Raw genomic sequence first — 16,780 nt, 5'->3', positions numbered from 1 at the left:
CCTGCGCCTCAAAACGTTCTGATATCAATTGGGCAACAGATGGCTATGGGAGGACCCTAGCAATGCGTGGGCCGAGGCGGGGACTCGGCCGGGCATGTCGCCGCGTCCTGTCACACGTTTGTCGAATTCCCCGTACAACCCTCGGGAATCCTGCCTCGTGCGTTCGCGCGGCGACAACGCCTCTCAGGCGAACCCCGCAATGGGATTCGCCTGAGAGGTGGTGGTGCACGATACGAAAAAAACAGGTGGAACAGGACCCGAAGGTCAGCGCAGGCGAGCCATCAGAGCATGCTCGACCAGCGTGATCAGGGTCGACTTGGCCGATTCGCGGCGCCGTGCGTCACAGCTCACGATCGGGGTGTCGGGCCCTATTTGCAATGCCTCGCGGACATCCTCCGCGTGGTGGGTCTGCAATCCGTCGAAGCAGTTCAACGCGACGATGAACGGCAGACCGCTGTTCTCGAAGTAGTCGATCGCGGGGAAACAATCGGCGAGTCGGCGGGTGTCCACCAGAACCACGGCGCCGATCGCGCCGCGGACCAGGTCGTCCCACATGAACCAGAATCGGTGCTGACCCGGAGTACCGAACAGGTACAGGATCAGATCCTCGTCCAGCGTGATGCGACCGAAGTCCATCGCGACCGTGGTGGTCTGCTTGTCCGGCGTCGCCGACAGGTCGTCGACCCCGGCGCTGGCGGACGTCATGACCGCTTCGGTACGCAGCGGAGCGATCTCCGAGACGGCACCGACGAGCGTGGTCTTGCCCACGCCGAATCCGCCGGCGACGACGATCTTCGCCGACGTGGTGGAGGACCTGGCGGGGACCGGGCCCGGGCTAGAGCTTGCGAAGTCCACTGAGCACCCTTTCGAGCAGCGTGACGTCCGGCTGCCCCTGGTCGTTCCCGGGCTGGTGGATGACCACCAGGCCGGCTTCGGCGAGATCCGCGACGAGGACGCGGGCGACACCGAGCGGGATGGTGAGCAGAGCCGAGATCTCGGCTACCGACTTGACCTCCCGACACAGCGCGCAGATGCGCTGGTGCTCGGGCAACAGGCCGGGTGGATTGGCCACCTGAGGTGTCGTGGTGACCAATGCCTCCAGCGCGAGCTGGTAACGAGGCCGGGTACGACCACCGGTCATGGCATACGGGCGGACCAGGGTCTCGTGAAACTCCTGGTCCCCGTGATCGGACATATCCGAAGGTGTCATCGCGGCAGTGCACCTTGGAGTTCGGCGCGCAGCGCCGGCGTGAGCACGGCACCCGCGCGATCGACGAGCAGGGCCATCTCGTAGCCGATCAGGCCGATGTCGCACTCCGGCGACGCCAGCACGGCCAACGAGGAGCCGTCCGAAATCGACATGATAAAGAGGAAACCCCGTTCCATTTCCACGACCGTCTGGGTGACGTGCCCGCCCTCGAAGATACGGGACGCACCCTGGGTCAGGCTGGTCAAACCCGATGCGACGGCGGCGAGCTGGTCGGCCCGGTCGCGAGGGAAGCCCTCGGACAGGGCGAGCAGCAGGCCGTCCGCGGAGACCACGACCGTGTGCGACACCCCGGGGGTGTTGTCCACGAAGTTCGTGATCAGCCAGTTCAGGTTCTGCGCGGCCTGGCTCAACGACTTCTCAGTCATGCCTGCTCCTGGTTGTTCTCGTCACGAGGTCGAGGGGCGGATCCCCCGGCCCCGGCGGTGCGACCCTGCTGGATGCCCCGGCGGAAGTTGGTCAGCCGTCCACGGACCTCGTCGGGCGACCGGGACAGGCCCGGCCCGCTCGGCGCGGTCGGTCGACCCGGCTCCCGACGGGACCCGGCCGCGGCAGAGCCCGCACCCGTGTGACCCGGGGCCTGAGCCCCGCCGGACTGCTCGACGCCGCCCGGCACCAGGTTGGCGCGGGGCACACGTCGGGGCAGGCCCGCTCCGGTGGTGCCACCCGAGGACGGCTCACGAGCGGCCTCGGCCGCGCGCCAACCGTCGTCGCCCGCGGAATACCAACCCGACTGCGGCCCCTGCGGGCCGCCGACGGGAGAGACCGCGGCGGACTGCTCGACGACCTCGTCCGGCTCCGTCGGCGTCCCGAACATGTCGGTGGCGGGCTGCTGACGCCCACCTCCGAACGCCGGTGCCGGCTCGGCCGGTGCCTGCGGCGGATTGGTCGCCATCGGCACCCGACGATCGAGGTCGCCCAACGGACCCGGATCCGGGAGCGTCTGCTCGCCTGCCGGTACGGCTCGCTCCCCGCCTCGCGGCGTGGAACGGACCTGCGCGGCACGCATCCGACCGCCGCGGTTGCCCTGGCGGTGGAACCAGTCCGACTCGAGTGTGTCGAAGATGGGAAGCCTACCGTCGTCCCCGGTGCTCGGGGGCGCACTCATGTCCAACTCGGACGGAGCAGGCACCTGTTCGGCGATTTCCTGCGCACCGACGGGCGCGAACGGACCGGTTTCCGAACGACCCGGACCGGCCGGCTCGAACGGCGAGACCGCCGGCCGCACATCGCCCTGCGGGCCGCGCACCTGCTCGGCCCGGGTGTGCTCGTCCTGTTCCGACCGCATCGGCAGGGGACGCGTCTGCGCCGGGCCGCGCAGCACGGGCAGCGCGTCGCCGGTGTCCATCCCGAGTTCGTCGCCGGACTCGGGCGCCCGCCGCGGCAGTTCGTCGCGACGGGTCAACTCCTCCCGGCGCGGTGCGTCGTAGCCGGACGGCACCTCGGCCGGCGGCGCGACGGGCTCGATCGGCGGCAGCGGCGCCACCGGGGTGAGTTCGTCGTACTCGGTGCCCCAGGTCGGGCGCTGCGGCTCGTCCCGAAGCGGTGCGAGCTCCGCACCCGGGCCGCCGAACGGCTGCCCGGACTCGTATCCGAGCGGGTCCACGTCGGCCTGGGGGCGCGGCTCGTCCGCGTATCCGAACGGGGACGCGAACTGCGAGGTGTCACCCCCGCGTGCCGTGTCGTCACCGAACTGCGGTGCGGCCGGGAAGGACCCGGTGTCCGTGCCGAACTGCGCCTGCTGTGCCTCGACTCCGAGGTTGTCCTCGACGGTGCCGAACATCGGCGCCGGCGGCGCGGCCGGGAAGGCGCCCGTGTCCTGGTCCCGGGCCGGCGGCCCGACCGGGGCGAACGGATTGTCCCGACCGGGTGTGGCCGGCGGCGGCGAACTCGGCGCGCGGTGCGCACCGGTGCTGTGGACACCCGGCTCGCTCGCGAACGGGTTCACCGTGCCCGGGTACGGCGTGTCCTGCCCGGTCGAGGCGTCCTGGAAGGAGGGGGCCTCGAAGGACTGGGTGCTGCCGTAGGACGGCTCCTGCTGCACCGGCGCCTGGGCGGGCCGGTTGTCGGCGACCGGCGCCGGCTGGGGCGGCTGGTTGACCGGCTGCACCGGCGTCTCGGCGCTGCGCTGCGGCAGCTCGCGCCGCCGGTTGCGCTCCTGCGCCCGGCTGCCCACCCGGGGACCGGGCAGGGCCGGCGCGGCGGGCGTGGCCGAGGGCAGTTCCTCGCTCCAGCCGGACACCGCCGCCGCGGTCTTGTCGCCGCCCTTGCTCCATCCGTCGCCGCCCCCGGGGCGGTCGCCCTGGATGAGCTCGATCGGGAGCATGACCAGCGCGGTGGTACCGCCACCCTCGCCCGGCCGGAGCTGGACGCGGATGCCGTGCCGGGTGGCCAGTCGGCCGACCACGAACAGACCCATGCGACGCGAGATGGACACGTCCACCACCGGCGGACGGGCCAGCCGCTGGTTGGCGTCGGCGAGGTCGTCGCCGGTGAGCCCGATGCCGTTGTCGTGGATCTCGATCAGCGCCCGGCCGTCGGGAAGGATGTGGCCGGTGACGCGGACCTTGGTGTGCGGGCTGGAGAACGTGGTGGAGTTCTCCAGCAACTCGGCGAGCAGGTGCACGAGGTCGTTGACCGCGCGACCGGCGATGTCGGTGGTGGGCAGCGCGCCCAACTCGACCCGCTCGTACTGCTCCACCTCGGAGGCCGCGGCGCGCAGCACGTCGACCAGCGGAACCGGTCGGGTCCAGCGCCGGCCCGGCTCCTCGCCCGCGAGCACCAGGAGGTTCTCACCGTTGCGGCGCATGCGGGTGGCGAGGTGGTCGAGCTTGAACAGGTTGGCCAGCTGGTCCGGGTCCGCCTCGCGGTTCTCCAGGTCGGAGATGAGCGCGAGCTGACGCTGGATCAGGCTCTGGCTGCGGCGCGAGAGGTTGACGAACATCGAGTTGACGTTGCCACGCAGCAGGGCCTGTTCGGCGGCGAGTCGCACGGCCTCGGCGTGCACCGCGTCGAACGCGCGCGCCACCTGGCCGATCTCGTCCCGGGACAACACGCCGATCGGCTCGATGGCCAGGTCCACGTCGCCCGGGTCCGACTCGGAGAGCCGGCGCACCGTCTCCGGCAGCCGCTCCTCGGCGACCTCGAGCGCGGACCGACGCAGCGTGTTGAGCGAACGCACCAGCGAGCGGGCCACGATCACACCGAGCAGGATGGTGATCAACAGCGCGCCGACGACGAGGATCGTGTTGACCAGGGCGTCGGTACGGGCCTGGTCGCGCAGGTCCTTCGCGGTGGCGGTCAGCTTCTTGCCCAGCTGGGCCTCGACCTGACCGAGCGCGCCGATCTTGTCCGTGGACAGTGTCCACCAGGTCTGCTGGTTGAAGTCGGCGATGTTGTCCAGCTTGGCGTTGCCGCCGGGCTTGGGAGCGGACACCGCGGCGCCGACCATGCCCTTGAACTGCTGGAAGGCCTCTTCGACCAGGGTGATCTTGTCCCGGCTGACGCCCGACTTGTACAGCGCGCTCCAGTCGGCGGGGGCGACGCTGATGAACGCGCGGATCGCGTTCTGCTCGCCCTCGTTCAGTCGCGCGAGCGTCTCGCCCGCCTCCAGCGGGAGGTCGTTCGGCTTGAGCGCGTACGCGACGACCGCGGCCCGCTGCGAGGACGCGTACGCCTTCGCCTCGCCGAACGAACCCAGCGCGCGGGCGCCCTGGATCAGGTCGGCGTCACGGGTGACCTCGGGCGCCTCCTGGTTGATCTGCAGCAGCTGCAGGATCATCTTGTTGTAGGCGTCGATCGTGCTGCGGGTGCTGGTCTTGAAGGCGTCCTGACGGGTGCGGTTGAGCTCCGTCAGCGAGTGGCCGATGTCCTTGAGCGTGGCACCGAGCACCGGCATCGAGTCGGTGTTCAGCTTCGCGGCGGTCGCGTTGTAGACGGTGACCTGATCGTCGGTGGTCTTCTTGGCCTTGTTCACCTCGCCCGTCAGATCCACCGGCGGAGCCACGCTCGCCTGCGCGAGCAGGTCGCGTTCCTGCTCCAGCCACGCGGCCAGCGTCGACGCCTGGTCGATGATGGCCGACGCCTTTTGCACCGTGTCCATCTCTTGCGTCTTGTCGATCGACGACTGGATACGCAGGCCGCCGAGCAACGCGGCGACCACGACCGGGAGCAGGAGCAGCGCGGTGATCCGGGTACGGATGCGCCAGTTCCTGATCGAGAACAGCAACTTGAGCCGGGACGGTGCCGTCCCGGCGGGCCGGGCTGCCCCGGCGCCGGCTATGGAGTCCCCGACGGAGTCGGGGGTCTCGTTGGCGTCCTGGGGTCCGCTGGCTTGCTGCGGGGCTCGCACCTCCGGCGTGGCGGGGCCGGCCGTGGCCGGGGCCCCTGCGGAGTCGTGCTGCTTCTTCCGACGTCCCTGCACTAGCGTCGCAACCTCTTGTGACCAGTCGTTAGACCCGCCGGTAAGGCGAGGCTCGTGTGCGCGTAAATCCCTGGATTCGCGTTCTTCCCAGGGCACCTCCGTCGCGCTCGCGCGACAAGGTGAAGGAACTCCGCTTGTTGGGAACCACCCCCGTGGTCGCAGGCATTTCAGCACAGCCACGGGGCCGCAACAAGATAGCGGGGTCCGGACAAACCGTGATTCAACCCGATCTCGACGGTTAAGCCGTTTCGGGTGGTAATCAACCGGTATTAACGGACGATCAGGGGCAAAATGCCATACGTTTGTCGAGGTTCCGGGGAGGTGAAAATCACATATTGATGTGCCGGCTCGAACACCTGGTGTAAACCGTGATGTGCGGTCGGTAAGCAGCAAGCCGTGGGTGACCCGTGACCACCCCCGACGTAACCACGGGTAATCTTGGCGGGCAAGACCGCAGAGGGTGCACGACATCGCACCCCGCGCGCACCTGTGGACGAGAACGAGCGAGAACAGCGAGAACCGGGAACAGTGGACACCATCAGCACGCACCGCCCGAGCACGGCCAACCCCAGGCGTACGCAGGTGGACGCGGTACTGCCGCGTCAGCGCATGGCAGATGCCGCCGCGCAGCCGGTCATCGTCGAGGTGCGCACCGCGAACCCCCGGCGGACGAACCTGATGGACGCCCCCGTCGACGCCGCCGCCTCTGCCTGAGCCGTCACCGTCCCGGATCCACCGCCGGCCGCACTCGGCACACTCCTCGCATCCTTCGCACCCTTCGCACCGGTCACGCTCGTCGCCCCGCATCCGTCGCGGCGCGACGCCGACCCGCGTCGCGCCCGCGTAGCCTTGGGCACGTCTCGTTCGTGACTCTCCGGCAAGGGTGACCCCATCGTGCGCATCGCCAGGTTCTCCACCGACGATTCCGTCTCCTTCGGGGTGGTGACCGGCGACGCCGACCGACCCGAGTCGCTGGTCGTACACGCCCTCGCGGGCCACCCCTTCGGCGAACTGCGGCCCACCGGCGCGCAACACGCGCTGTCCTCGGTGCGCCTGCTCGCACCGGTGCTGCCCAGCAAGGTGGTGGCGATCGGCAAGAACTACGCCGCGCACGCCGCCGAGATGGGAAGCGCGCTTCCGGACGCGCCGATCACCTTCCTCAAGCCGTCCACGTCCGTGATCGGACACGGCGACGGCATCGCGTACCCGCAGATCTCCGATGAGGTGCACCACGAGGCCGAACTGGCCGTGGTGATCGGCCGGATGTGCCGCGACGTGCCCGCCGAGCGGGCGGCCGAGGTGATCTTCGGCTTCACCTGCGCCAACGACGTGACCGCGCGCGACCTGCAGCGCACCGAGGGCCAGTGGGGCCGGGCCAAGGGCATGGACACCTTCTGTCCGCTCGGCCCGTGGGTGGAGACCGACATCACGCTCGACCAGGTCACCGAGGGCGAGGGGTTGACCGTGGCGTGCACGGTCAACGGCGAGGTGCGCCAGGCCGGCGGCACCGGGCAGATGATCCGCACCGTCACCGAGTTGATCGTGCACGTCACCCAGGCGATGACGCTGCTGCCCGGCGACGTGCTGCTGACCGGCACGCCGGCGGGAGTCGGACCGCTGCACGTGGGCGATCGGGTCTCGGTCACCGTGGGTGGCGTCGGCACCCTCACGAACACCGTGGTCAAGCGCGGCTGAACGGGTCGTCCGCGCACGTCGCGGGCGGGCCGGCCGGACTTGTGGTGGTTCGAACGGGGGACCGGTAACCCGTTTTGGTCACGCGCGCCTCATCGGGTAAAGTTCTTCTCGTGCCGCCCCGCAAGGGAGCGGCACGGAGCGAAGTCCTCGCAAAAGCCCCCGGGTAACGCGAAGGATCGAGCATTGGGGTATGGGGTAATTGGCAGCCCGACGGTTTCTGGTTCCGTTAGTCTAGGTTCGAGTCCTGGTACCCCAGCTGCATCGCCTTCGGGCGATGTCGCTGGTAAGAGTTGATGATTGCGATCTGGCCCCGTTGTGTAGTGGCCTAGCACGCCGCCCTCTCAAGGCGGTAGCGCGGGTTCGAATCCCGTCGGGGCTACCAGATCGTCACCGTGTCGCCTCGGCGGCGGCTCGGAGCAACACCGGCAATACGAGGCCCCGTTGTGTAGTGGCCTAGCACGCCGCCCTCTCAAGGCGGTAGCGCGGGTTCGAATCCCGTCGGGGCTACCTCGAAGAAGAAGACCTCTCGCACTCGCGGGAGGTCTTCTTCGTTTTCCCGGGTGCGGGTACGGGTGCGGCGCCGACGCGGGTGGTCGGCGGTACACCCCGCGCGGGCCGCGACGGCGATCGCCCGGCGGTGCCGGCCCGGACGCCCGGCGGCGTCCGGGGTCGGCGGCGTCAGACCTCCACCTGGGCCCGGCGCAGTGCGTCGGACAGCTTGGCGGCGGCCTCCATCACGGCCTGCGCGTGCAGCCGCCCCGGGTGCCGGGTCAGCCGCTCGATCGGGCCGGAGACGGACACGGCGGCCACCACGCGGTTGCTGGGGCCGCGCACGGCGGCGGAGACGGACGCGACGCCCGGCTCACGTTCGCCGATGCTCTGCGCCCAGCCGCGGCGCCGCACACCGGAGAGCGTGGTGGCGGTGAACCGCGCGCCCTGCAGCCCCCGGTGCAGCCGCTCCGGCTCCTCCCAGGCGAGCAGGCACTGCGCGGCCGAACCCGCCTTCATCGGCAGCGTGCTGCCGACGGGGACGGTGTCGCGCAGGCCGGAGAGCCGCTCGGCCGCGGCCACGCACACGCGCATGTCGCCCTGGCGTCGGTAGAGCTGCGCGCTCTCGCCGGTGATGTCGCGCATGTGCGCGAGCACCGGGTGCGCGGCGGCGAGCAGCCGGTCCTCGCCGGCCGCGGCGGCCAGCTCGGCCAGCCGCGGGCCGAGCACGAAGCGGCCCTGCATGTCGCGGGCGACCAGACGGTGGTGCTCCAAGGCGACCGCGAGTCGATGCGCCGTGGGCCGGGCAAGACCGGTGATGGCGACGAGTCCCGCGAGCGTGGCGGGACCGGCTTCGAGCGCGGCCAGCACGACAGCGGCCTTGTCGAGAACGCCGACTCCGCTAGAGTTGTCCATGCCTTGATATTGCCGTCTCGGATTACGAGACGCAAGTCCACGGTCCGCCCCGGTGCCGGCACAGTGGCGCAACGCGCCGAGCCGACCACCGGAGAACAGCCGGGAGCCGTCGGGACGTGGGCACGCGTCAGGGCGTCGATCGCGGATACGGAATCAGCCGCACCCGCGCGACACGAGGGACACACAGCGCCGGCAATGGCGCCGGCCGGAGGGACAGCGATGGGACGGACACTCGCGGAGAAGGTCTGGGACGCACACGTGGTGCGTCGCGCGGAGGGCGAGCCGGACCTGCTCTACATCGACCTGCACCTGCTGCACGAGGTGACCAGTCCGCAGGCGTTCGACGGTCTGCGGCAGGCCGGTCGCCCGGTCCGGCGCACCGATCTCACGATCGCGACCGAGGACCACAACACGCCGACGCTCGACGTCGACAAACCCATCGCGGACCCGGTCTCGCGCGCCCAGATCGAGACGCTGCGCAAGAACGCCGCCGAGTTCGGGGTCCGGATCCACTCGCTGGGCGACGTGGAACAGGGCATCGTGCACGTGGTCGGCCCGCAACTGGGGCTGACCCAGCCGGGTACGACCGTGGTCTGCGGCGACAGCCACACCGCGACCCACGGCGCGTTCGGCGCGCTGGCGTTCGGCATCGGCACCAGCCAGGTCGAGCACGTGCTGGCCACCCAGACGCTGCCGATGGCGCCGTTCAAGACGATGGCGGTGACCGTCGAGGGCGCGCTGCCCGAGGGGGTCGGCGCCAAGGACCTGATCCTCGCGGTGATCGCGCGGATCGGCACCGGCGGCGGTCAGGGCTACGTCATCGAGTATCGCGGCCAGGCGATCCGCGACCTCTCGATGGAGGGCCGGATGACCGTGTGCAACATGTCGATCGAGGCCGGCGCCCGGGCGGGCATGATCGCCCCGGACGAGACCACGTTCGCGTACCTGGACGGCCGCCCGCACGCGCCGCAGGGCGCCGACTGGGACACCGCCGTGGCGTACTGGCGGAGCCTGGTCACCGACGAGGACGCGGTGTTCGACAAGGAAGTGGTGATCGACGCCGCCGAACTCTCGCCGTTCGTCACCTGGGGCACCAACCCCGGCCAGGGCGCGCCGCTGGCCGAGTCGGTGCCGGACCCGGTCGCGATCGAGGACCCGGTCGAGCGCGCGGCGGCCGAGAAGGCCATCGCGTACATGGGTCTGACGGCGGGCCAGAAACTGCGCGACATCGCGGTGGACACGGTCTTCGTCGGCTCGTGCACCAACGGCCGGATCGAGGACCTGCGCGAGGTGGCCGACATCGTCAAGGGCCGCAAGGTCGCCGACGGTGTGCGGATGCTCGTCGTTCCGGGTTCGGTGCGGGTCTCGCTCCAGGCCGTTTCCGAGGGCCTGGACAAGGTGTTCACCGAGTTCGGCGCCGAATGGCGCTACGCGGGCTGCTCGATGTGCCTGGGCATGAACCCCGACCAACTCGCCCCCGGCGAGCGCAGCGCGTCCACGTCCAACCGCAACTTCGAGGGACGGCAGGGCAAGGGCGGCCGTACCCACCTGGTCTCGCCGCAGGTCGCGGCCGCGACCGCCGTGCTGGGCCACCTGGCCGCCCCCGCCGACCTGAGCACCGCAGGAGTCTGAGCCATGGAAGCCTTCACCACCCACACCGGAACGGCCGTCCCGCTGCGCGAGAGCAACGTGGACACCGACCAGATCATCCCCGCGCACTGGCTCAAGAAGGTCACCCGCGACGGGTTCGAGGACGGTCTGTTCGAAGCCTGGCGCAAGAACCCGGAGTTCGTGCTGAACCGGCCCGAGCGCGCCGGTGCCACGGTCCTGGTGGCCGGTCCCGACTTCGGCACCGGGTCCTCCCGGGAGCACGCCGTATGGGCGCTGCAGAACTACGGGTTCAAGGCGGTGATCTCGGCGCGCTTCGCGGACATCTTCCGCGGCAACTCGCAAAAGGGCGGGCTGCTGACCGTGGTGCTGCCGCAGGAGACCGTCGAACGCCTGTGGGCGCTGACCGAGGCGGACCCGACCGCCGAGATCACCGTCGATCTGGTGGGTCGTCAGGTGCGCGCGGGCGAGATCGTCGCCGACTTCGAGATCGACGACTACACCCGCTGGCGTCTCCTGGAGGGACTGGACGACATCGGTCTGACCCTGCGTCACGAAGAGGACATCACCTCGTTCGAGGCGGGCCGGCCCGGTTGGCTGCCGCGCACCCAGCCGGTGGGCTGATCACGAACTCCCTTGCACAATAGGCCGATCGGCCGAAAATGAACGGCGGGACGCGATCGCGTCCCGCCGTTCGCGTGTTCGGGGTTCGCCCCAATGGCCGCCCCGTTGTGCCCATAGGCGGATGAGCTGTCACAATTGCGGTGTGGAGCACCAAGGCCGACACGTGAACGAGTTCGAAGAAGTGGAACTCTTCGCCGAACTGGCCACCCGGTTGAAGGTCGCCCACGCCCGGGTGCGTAGGCTCCGACTACCGAACGAGGCGAAAGTGGCGCTAATCCGCCGCTTGTTGGTCATCACCGACGCGGCAAAGCACGATTTGGCGGACGCCGACCGGCGACTGACCAAGTTGATGGACGAGTTGGACGCGGGGCCCGCGAGTTCGCGGGACACCGCCGAAGCCTGAATCCGTTGCGACACAAGGGTGATTCGCCCGTTCGGTAATTGCTTCGGCACTTTTGGATGCTTAGCGTGCCCAATGCCGGCTGAACTGTCCCGGCATCGGTTTCCGAAGGGGAAGACGTGAACAAGGCGCAGCTCGTCGAGGCGGTCGCTGACCGACTGGGTGGCCGCAAGGCCGCCGCAGAGGCAGTCGATGCCGTCCTCGACACCATCGTTCGTGCGGTGACGGCGGGAGACCGGGTGTCCATCACGGGCTTCGGCTCGTTCGAGAAGGTGGACCGTCCGGCTCGATACGCCCGCAACCCGCAGACCGGTGAGCGGGTGCGCGTCAAGAAGACCTCGGTGCCGCGCTTCCGCGCGGGCCAGGGCTTCAAGGACTACACCAGCGGGACGAAGAAGCTCCCGAAGCCCAACGTGAAGAGCGCGGCCGCCAAGAGCAGCCCGACTCCGCGCGTGGTCGCGACGGACGCCGCGGCGCCCGCCGCGAAGGCGACCACCCGCAAGACCACCGCGACGACCAAGGCGTCGGCGAAGCCGGCGACCTCGCGCGCCGCCGCGGTCAAGACCCCGGCCGCCACGACGCGCAAGACCGCGGCCGCGGCCAAGACTCCGGCGACCGCGAAGCCCGCCGCCAAGAAGGCGACCAAGGCGCCGGCGACCAAGGCGGCGACCAAGGCGGCGACCAAGCCGGCCGCGGCGAAGAAGGTCACCGCCAAGGCCGCGACCACCACCAAGGCCACCACCACCAAGGCCGTCAAGAGCACCCCGGCCGCGGCCAAGGCTCCGACGACCAAGGCGAAGGCGACCAAGGCCGCGCCGAAGGCCGCGACCGCCAAGCCGGCCGCGGCCAAGCCCGCCGCCGCCAAGGCGCCCGCGGCCAAGAAGCCCGCGACCAAGCGCGCGGCCAAGAAGGCCTGACGCGACGGACGTGGTGAGCCGGCGGTAGACGTACGCCGGCGACGGGCCGGAACCCCCACCTCGGGGTTCCGGCCCGTCGCCGTATGTTCGACCGTGACCCGGCCCGTCGGCGCCGGTCGCGGCCGGCGGGGTCAGCGCAGCGGATCCGGCAGTGTGTGCAGCGTCACCAGCACCACCCGCCCGCCCGCCGGGTCCAGGGTCATCCGAACCCGCTGGCCGGGGCGCAGGAAGCGCATCCCGCCGGCGTCGAACGCCGCCGCGTCGAAGGGCACGGGAGAGCCGTCGTCGAGCAGCACGACGCCCTCACGCGAGTCGGTCTCGAAGGTGTACACGGTGCCCTGCATGCCCCCATTGTCACCGCCGTTGGACCCGCCGCGGAACCGACGCGGCGTCAGGAGGCGGCCGCGCGCGGCAGAAACGGCACGGACGGGAGTACCGCGGCGGTGGCCGCGCCGACCCCGAGCCCGATCGCGGCCCGCAGATCCTCGCCGGTGTCCACGTCCCGGCGCACCGAATCCACGTCGTAGGGCGTGAGTTCGACCGCACCCGAGGCCAGGTGACGGGCCCGCGAGGGGCCGCCGAAGCCCGGTGCCAACGCCACCCCGGACGCGGCCGCGAGCAACGTGGTGCCCACCCCCGCCGCGTCCGCCAGGAAGGCCCGCCGCACACCGGTCGCGGCGGCCAGTACCCGATCCAACTCCTCGGCCCGCAACGCCGGGAGGTCGGCGGACAGGGCCGCGACGCCGGTGTGCGGTCGGGCCGCGCCGGCGATCCGGGCACCGTGGGCGAGCGCGGCGTTCAGCCCGGCGCCGACATCGGCCACGACATCGGCGCCCAGCGCCCGGATCGCCGCGGCGACCCGCGCGTCGTCGGTGACCACGAGCACCCCGTGCACCCGGTCGCAGGTCAGCGCGGTGCGGACGGTGTCGAGCGCGAAGGCGAGGGCGAGTTCGGGCCGATGGCCGGGCCCGATCGTGCCGGCGAGGCGGCTCTTGGCGATCGACAGCGGCTTCACCGGCACCACGAGCCGCCAGCGGGGCGGGGCGGATCGGACGCGGTCGCCGGAGCCCGCGGCGCGGCGCGGGGCGGTGGAACCCGTGGCGGGGGACATCGGCAAGATCCTCGCATCCGTACCGTAAGCCCATATCCTCATCGGTCGACGAGGACGTTTCTCGACAATGCGGAAGGCCCAGGGGAAACTATGGGGTCCGCCCGTACAGCATCGATGTTCCGCCAGCATCGATGTTCCACGCCGCACGCGGGGAACGTCGATGGTGTGAGGAGCGACACGGCCGCGGAATATCGCGGTGTGCGTCCGCGCCGACACACTTACGAATTTGAACCACATGAACGGGAGGAACGCCGGTGGCCCGCCGAAGGATCGGTTTCTGGTACCGCCTGGCGGTCGTGGTGGTCAAGCCCCTGCTGTTGCTGTTCACCAAACGCGACTGGCGGGGCACCGAGAACATCCCGACGTCGGGCGGGTTCGTCACGGCGGTGAACCACATCTCCTATGTCGACCCGCTGACCTACGCGCATTTCCAGTACGACACCGGCCGAGTGCCGCGCTTCCTGGCCAAATCCGGCCTGTTCAAGATCCCGTTCGTCGGGCGGGTGCTGGCCGGCGCCGGGCAGATCCCGGTGTACCGGGACTCCGCCGACGCCGCGCTCGCGTTCCGCGCGGCCGTGGAGGCGGTCGAGAAGGGCGAGTGCGTCGCGGTCTACCCGGAGGGCACCATCACCCGGGACAAGACGTTGTGGCCGATGCTCGGCAAGACCGGCGCGGCCCGGATCGCGCTGACCACCGGTGCGCCGGTGATCCCGGTCGCGCAGTGGGGGGCGCACGAGTTGTTGCCGCCGTACACGAAACGACCCCGGTTGTTGCCGCGCAAGACGATGCACGTGCTGGCCGGCCCGCCGGTCGACCTGGACGAGTTCCGGGGGCGCGAGTTGACCGCCGACGTGCTGCGCGGTGCGACGGATCGGATCATGGAGTCCATCACCGAGTTGCTGGTCAAGCTGCGGGACGAACCGGCCCCGCCGAACGCCGGCGTGCGCCGGGGGTCGGGCCGCAAGGGCCCGGCCGAGGGCGTCGAGCCCGCCGACGTCGCCGACGACACGTCGGCCGGCGACCCGGACGGCGACACCGACGGCACCCGGGGCGGTCGCGCATGACGCGGTGCGCGGTATTCGGCATGGGGTCCTGGGGGACCGCCTTCTCGATCGTGCTCGCCGAGGCGGGGTGCGACGTGATGATGTGGGGGCGGCGCCCGGAGCAGGCCGACGCGATCAACACGCGGCACGAGAACGAGGAATACCTCCCCGGCATCGCGCTGCCGGTCGGGATCGAGGCCACCACCGATCCCGCCAAGGCCGCCGAGGGCGCGGAGTTCGTGGTGTTGGCGGTGCCGTCGCAGACCCTGCGCGGCAACCTCACCGCGTGGGCGCCGCTGCTGTCCGACGACGCCATCCTGGTCAGCCTGATGAAGGGCGTCGAACTGGGCACCGCGAACCGGATGAGCGAGGTGATCCGCGAGGTCGCCGGTGTGCCCGAGGGCCGGATCGCGGTGGTCAGCGGCCCCAACCTGGCGATGGAGATCGGTCAGCGCCAGCCCGCCGCGAGTGTGGTCGCGTGCACCGACGAAGAGGTCGCCCGGCGACTTCAGGAGGCGTGCCACACGTCCTACTTCCGCCCGTACACCAACACCGACGTGGTCGGCTGCGAACTCGGCGGCGCGGTCAAGAACGTGATCGCGCTCGCCGTGGGGATGGCCGACGGCATGGGCATGGGCGACAACACCAAGGCGACGCTGATCACCCGCGGTCTGGCCGAGACCGCCCGCCTGGGCGCGGCGATGGGCGCGGACGCGCACACCTTCGCGGGCCTGGCCGGCCTCGGCGACCTGGTGGCGACCTGTACCTCGCCGCTGTCGCGCAACCGCACCTTCGGCGAGAAGATCGGCCGCGGCACGCCGATCGAGGAGGCCGTCCGGGACAGCCGGCAGATCGCCGAGGGCTTCAAGTCCTGTGAATCGGTACAGATGCTGGCCCGTCGGTACGGCGTCGAGATGCCGATCACCGACGTGGTCGTGTCGATCATGCACGGCGGCAAACCCCCGACCGTCGGCATGGCCCTGCTCTCCCGCTCCGCCAAGCCCGAGCGATACCAGTCGTGACCGGCGGCGTCGACCGGGTCGCGGCGCCTTCGCCGCGGTCCGGTCGGCGTCGTCCCGGCGGGCCGTTCCTGCGCTCGAACGCCGTCCGGGATAGGGTTGTTCGACCATGAACGACCTTTCGGGCACCCCCCACTTCTCCTCGCGCCCCCGCGTCGCGGTCGTCTTCGGCGGCCGCAGCTCCGAGCACGCGATCTCCTGCGTCACCGCAGGGAGTGTGCTGGCCGCGATCGACCGCTCCAAGTACGACGTGTTGCCGATCGGGATCGGTACCGACGGGCGCTGGATGCTCGTCGGGGACGATCCGGCGCGACTGGCGATCCAGGGCGACCGGTTGCCCGAGGTCACCGACGTCGCGGAGTCCACCGCGCCGCTGATCCTGGCCGCCGACCCCACGGCGCGCGAGATCACCGTGCTCGAACCGGGCATGCTGCCCAAGCTGTTGGGCGAGATCGACGTGGTCTTCCCGCTCCTGCACGGCCCCTACGGCGAGGACGGCACGCTCCAGGGCTTCCTGGAACTGGCCCAGGTGCCCTACGTGGGGTCGGGTGTGCTGGCCAGTGCGGCGAGCATGGACAAGGAATACATGAAGGCCCTGTTCACCGGCTTCGGCCTGCCCTCGGGCCCGTATGCCACGGTCCGCCCCCGGGAATGGGAGCGCGACCCGGCCGCCGTGCGCGAGGCGGTGTCCTCGCTGGGCTTCCCGGTGTTCGTCAAGCCCGCCCGGGCCGGCTCCAGCATGGGCATCACCAAGGTGCACCGGATCGAGGACCTGGACGCGGCGATCGAGGAAGCCCGCCGGCACGACCCCAAGGTGATCGTCGAGGGAATGCTGACGGGCCGTGAGATCGAGTGCGGCGTACTGGAGTTCGAGGACGGGCCGCGCGCGAGTGTGCCGGCCGAGATCCGGGTCGGCGGCGGCCACGAGTTCTACGACTTCGCGGCCAAGTACCTGCCCGACAACGGCACCCGACTGGACGTGCCGGCGGAACTGACCAAGGAGCAGACCGCCGAGGTGCAGCGACTCGCGATCGCCGCCTTCGAGGCGCTGTCCTGCGAGGGCCTGGCCCGGGTGGACTTCTTCCTGCTGGAGAACGGGCACTTCGTGATCAACGAGGTGAACACGATGCCGGGCTTCACGCCGGTGTCGATGTACCCGAGCGTGTGGCAGGCCACCGGCGTGGACTACCCCGAACTGGTCGACCGGCTGATCTCGGCGGCGCTGCGCCGCCCCAACGCGCTGCTGCGGTAGGCGCCGGGCCCGATCCC

General features: G+C 70.6%; 16 protein-coding genes and 3 tRNA genes. 12 read left to right on the top strand and 7 right to left on the bottom strand.

From position 1 onward, the window contains the following. Positions 1-264: 264 nt before the first annotated feature. The 4 genes from B4N89_RS08505 to B4N89_RS08490 are packed head-to-tail and all read right to left on the bottom strand — an operon-like array spanning position 265 to position 5,690. On the bottom strand, positions 265-855 hold the full coding sequence (locus B4N89_RS08505; protein ID WP_078975288.1) for a GTP-binding protein: 591 nt from the start codon (positions 853-855) through the stop codon (positions 265-267). Beyond that, positions 836-1,315: a DUF742 domain-containing protein gene (locus B4N89_RS08500; protein ID WP_414646360.1), complete on the bottom strand. Its 480-nt coding sequence runs from the start codon at positions 1,313-1,315 to the stop codon at positions 836-838. Before B4N89_RS08500 ends, B4N89_RS08505 begins: the two co-directional genes overlap by 20 nt. Further along, a complete protein-coding gene (locus B4N89_RS08495; protein WP_020553297.1) occupies positions 1,207-1,635 on the bottom strand; it encodes a roadblock/LC7 domain-containing protein in 429 nt (142 codons plus the stop codon). Before B4N89_RS08495 ends, B4N89_RS08500 begins: the two co-directional genes overlap by 109 nt. After that, positions 1,632-5,690 carry a nitrate- and nitrite sensing domain-containing protein gene (locus B4N89_RS08490; RefSeq protein ID WP_161500670.1) on the bottom strand — a complete coding sequence of 1,353 codons (4,059 nt, stop codon included), beginning with the start codon at positions 5,688-5,690 and terminating at the stop codon, positions 1,632-1,634. The genes B4N89_RS08495 and B4N89_RS08490 overlap by 4 nt, the downstream gene beginning before the upstream one ends. A 528-nt stretch (positions 5,691-6,218) precedes the next feature. Here B4N89_RS08490 and B4N89_RS47615 point away from each other — a divergent pair. From B4N89_RS47615 to B4N89_RS08470, 5 genes are all read left to right on the top strand, one after another. After that, complete coding sequence (locus B4N89_RS47615; RefSeq protein WP_101897024.1) at positions 6,219-6,404, top strand: hypothetical protein; 186 nt, start codon at positions 6,219-6,221, stop codon at positions 6,402-6,404. A gap of 180 nt (positions 6,405-6,584) precedes the next feature. Next, a complete protein-coding gene (locus B4N89_RS08485; protein ID WP_078975285.1) occupies positions 6,585-7,385 on the top strand; it encodes a fumarylacetoacetate hydrolase family protein in 801 nt (266 codons plus the stop codon). A gap of 184 nt (positions 7,386-7,569) precedes the next feature. After that, positions 7,570-7,641: transfer RNA gene (locus B4N89_RS08480), tRNA-Gln, on the top strand. A 50-nt stretch (positions 7,642-7,691) separates the two neighbouring features. Continuing rightward, positions 7,692-7,767, top strand: a tRNA-Glu gene (locus tag B4N89_RS08475). Between the two features lie 52 nt (positions 7,768-7,819). Then, positions 7,820-7,892, top strand: a tRNA-Glu gene (locus B4N89_RS08470). A gap of 171 nt (positions 7,893-8,063) precedes the next feature. On the opposite strand, the gene B4N89_RS08465 is transcribed toward B4N89_RS08470, so the two are convergent. Then, positions 8,064-8,789, bottom strand: coding sequence for an IclR family transcriptional regulator (locus tag B4N89_RS08465; protein ID WP_026218813.1), 726 nt, complete (start codon positions 8,787-8,789; stop codon positions 8,064-8,066). A gap of 219 nt (positions 8,790-9,008) precedes the next feature. On the opposite strand from B4N89_RS08465, the gene leuC reads away from it, so the two are divergent. From leuC to B4N89_RS08445, 4 genes are all read left to right on the top strand, one after another. Beyond that, positions 9,009-10,421 carry a 3-isopropylmalate dehydratase large subunit gene (leuC, locus tag B4N89_RS08460; protein ID WP_078975284.1) on the top strand — a complete coding sequence of 471 codons (1,413 nt, stop codon included), beginning with the start codon at positions 9,009-9,011 and terminating at the stop codon, positions 10,419-10,421. 3 nt (positions 10,422-10,424) lie between these two features. Next, positions 10,425-11,021 (top strand): 3-isopropylmalate dehydratase small subunit, encoded by a 597-nt coding sequence (leuD, locus tag B4N89_RS08455; protein WP_078975283.1) that lies wholly within the window; start codon positions 10,425-10,427, stop codon positions 11,019-11,021. 142 nt (positions 11,022-11,163) lie between these two features. After that, complete coding sequence (locus B4N89_RS08450) at positions 11,164-11,424, top strand: hypothetical protein (RefSeq protein ID WP_371863149.1); 261 nt, start codon at positions 11,164-11,166, stop codon at positions 11,422-11,424. Positions 11,425-11,540: 116 nt separating this feature from the next. Beyond that, entirely contained in the window at positions 11,541-12,338 is a 798-nt protein-coding gene (locus B4N89_RS08445) for an HU family DNA-binding protein (RefSeq protein ID WP_078975281.1), read from the top strand. 131 nt (positions 12,339-12,469) lie between these two features. On the opposite strand, the gene B4N89_RS08440 is transcribed toward B4N89_RS08445, so the two are convergent. Together B4N89_RS08440 and cofC are read right to left on the bottom strand one after the other, a co-directional pair. Further along, entirely contained in the window at positions 12,470-12,682 is a 213-nt protein-coding gene (locus tag B4N89_RS08440; protein WP_078975280.1) for a hypothetical protein, read from the bottom strand. A gap of 47 nt (positions 12,683-12,729) precedes the next feature. After that, positions 12,730-13,449 (bottom strand): 2-phospho-L-lactate guanylyltransferase, encoded by a 720-nt coding sequence (gene cofC / locus B4N89_RS08435; RefSeq protein ID WP_201260812.1) that lies wholly within the window; start codon positions 13,447-13,449, stop codon positions 12,730-12,732. A 254-nt stretch (positions 13,450-13,703) separates the two neighbouring features. Here cofC and B4N89_RS08430 point away from each other — a divergent pair, with 254 nt between their 5' ends. From B4N89_RS08430 to B4N89_RS08420, 3 genes are all read left to right on the top strand, one after another. Further along, positions 13,704-14,513: a lysophospholipid acyltransferase family protein gene (locus tag B4N89_RS08430; RefSeq protein ID WP_078975279.1), complete on the top strand. Its 810-nt coding sequence runs from the start codon at positions 13,704-13,706 to the stop codon at positions 14,511-14,513. Then, positions 14,510-15,514: an NAD(P)H-dependent glycerol-3-phosphate dehydrogenase gene (locus tag B4N89_RS08425; protein WP_078975278.1), complete on the top strand. Its 1,005-nt coding sequence runs from the start codon at positions 14,510-14,512 to the stop codon at positions 15,512-15,514. Before B4N89_RS08430 ends, B4N89_RS08425 begins: the two co-directional genes overlap by 4 nt. A 106-nt stretch (positions 15,515-15,620) precedes the next feature. Further along, positions 15,621-16,763, top strand: coding sequence for a D-alanine--D-alanine ligase family protein (locus B4N89_RS08420; RefSeq protein ID WP_078975277.1), 1,143 nt, complete (start codon positions 15,621-15,623; stop codon positions 16,761-16,763). Positions 16,764-16,780 lie beyond the last annotated feature (17 nt).

The sequence above is a fragment of the Embleya scabrispora genome (assembly GCF_002024165.1).
Lineage (GTDB): Bacteria > Actinomycetota > Actinomycetes > Streptomycetales > Streptomycetaceae > Embleya > Embleya scabrispora_A.
The sequence above is the reverse complement of the archived record's forward strand: the minus strand, read 5'-3'. Positions and strand labels throughout refer to the sequence as shown.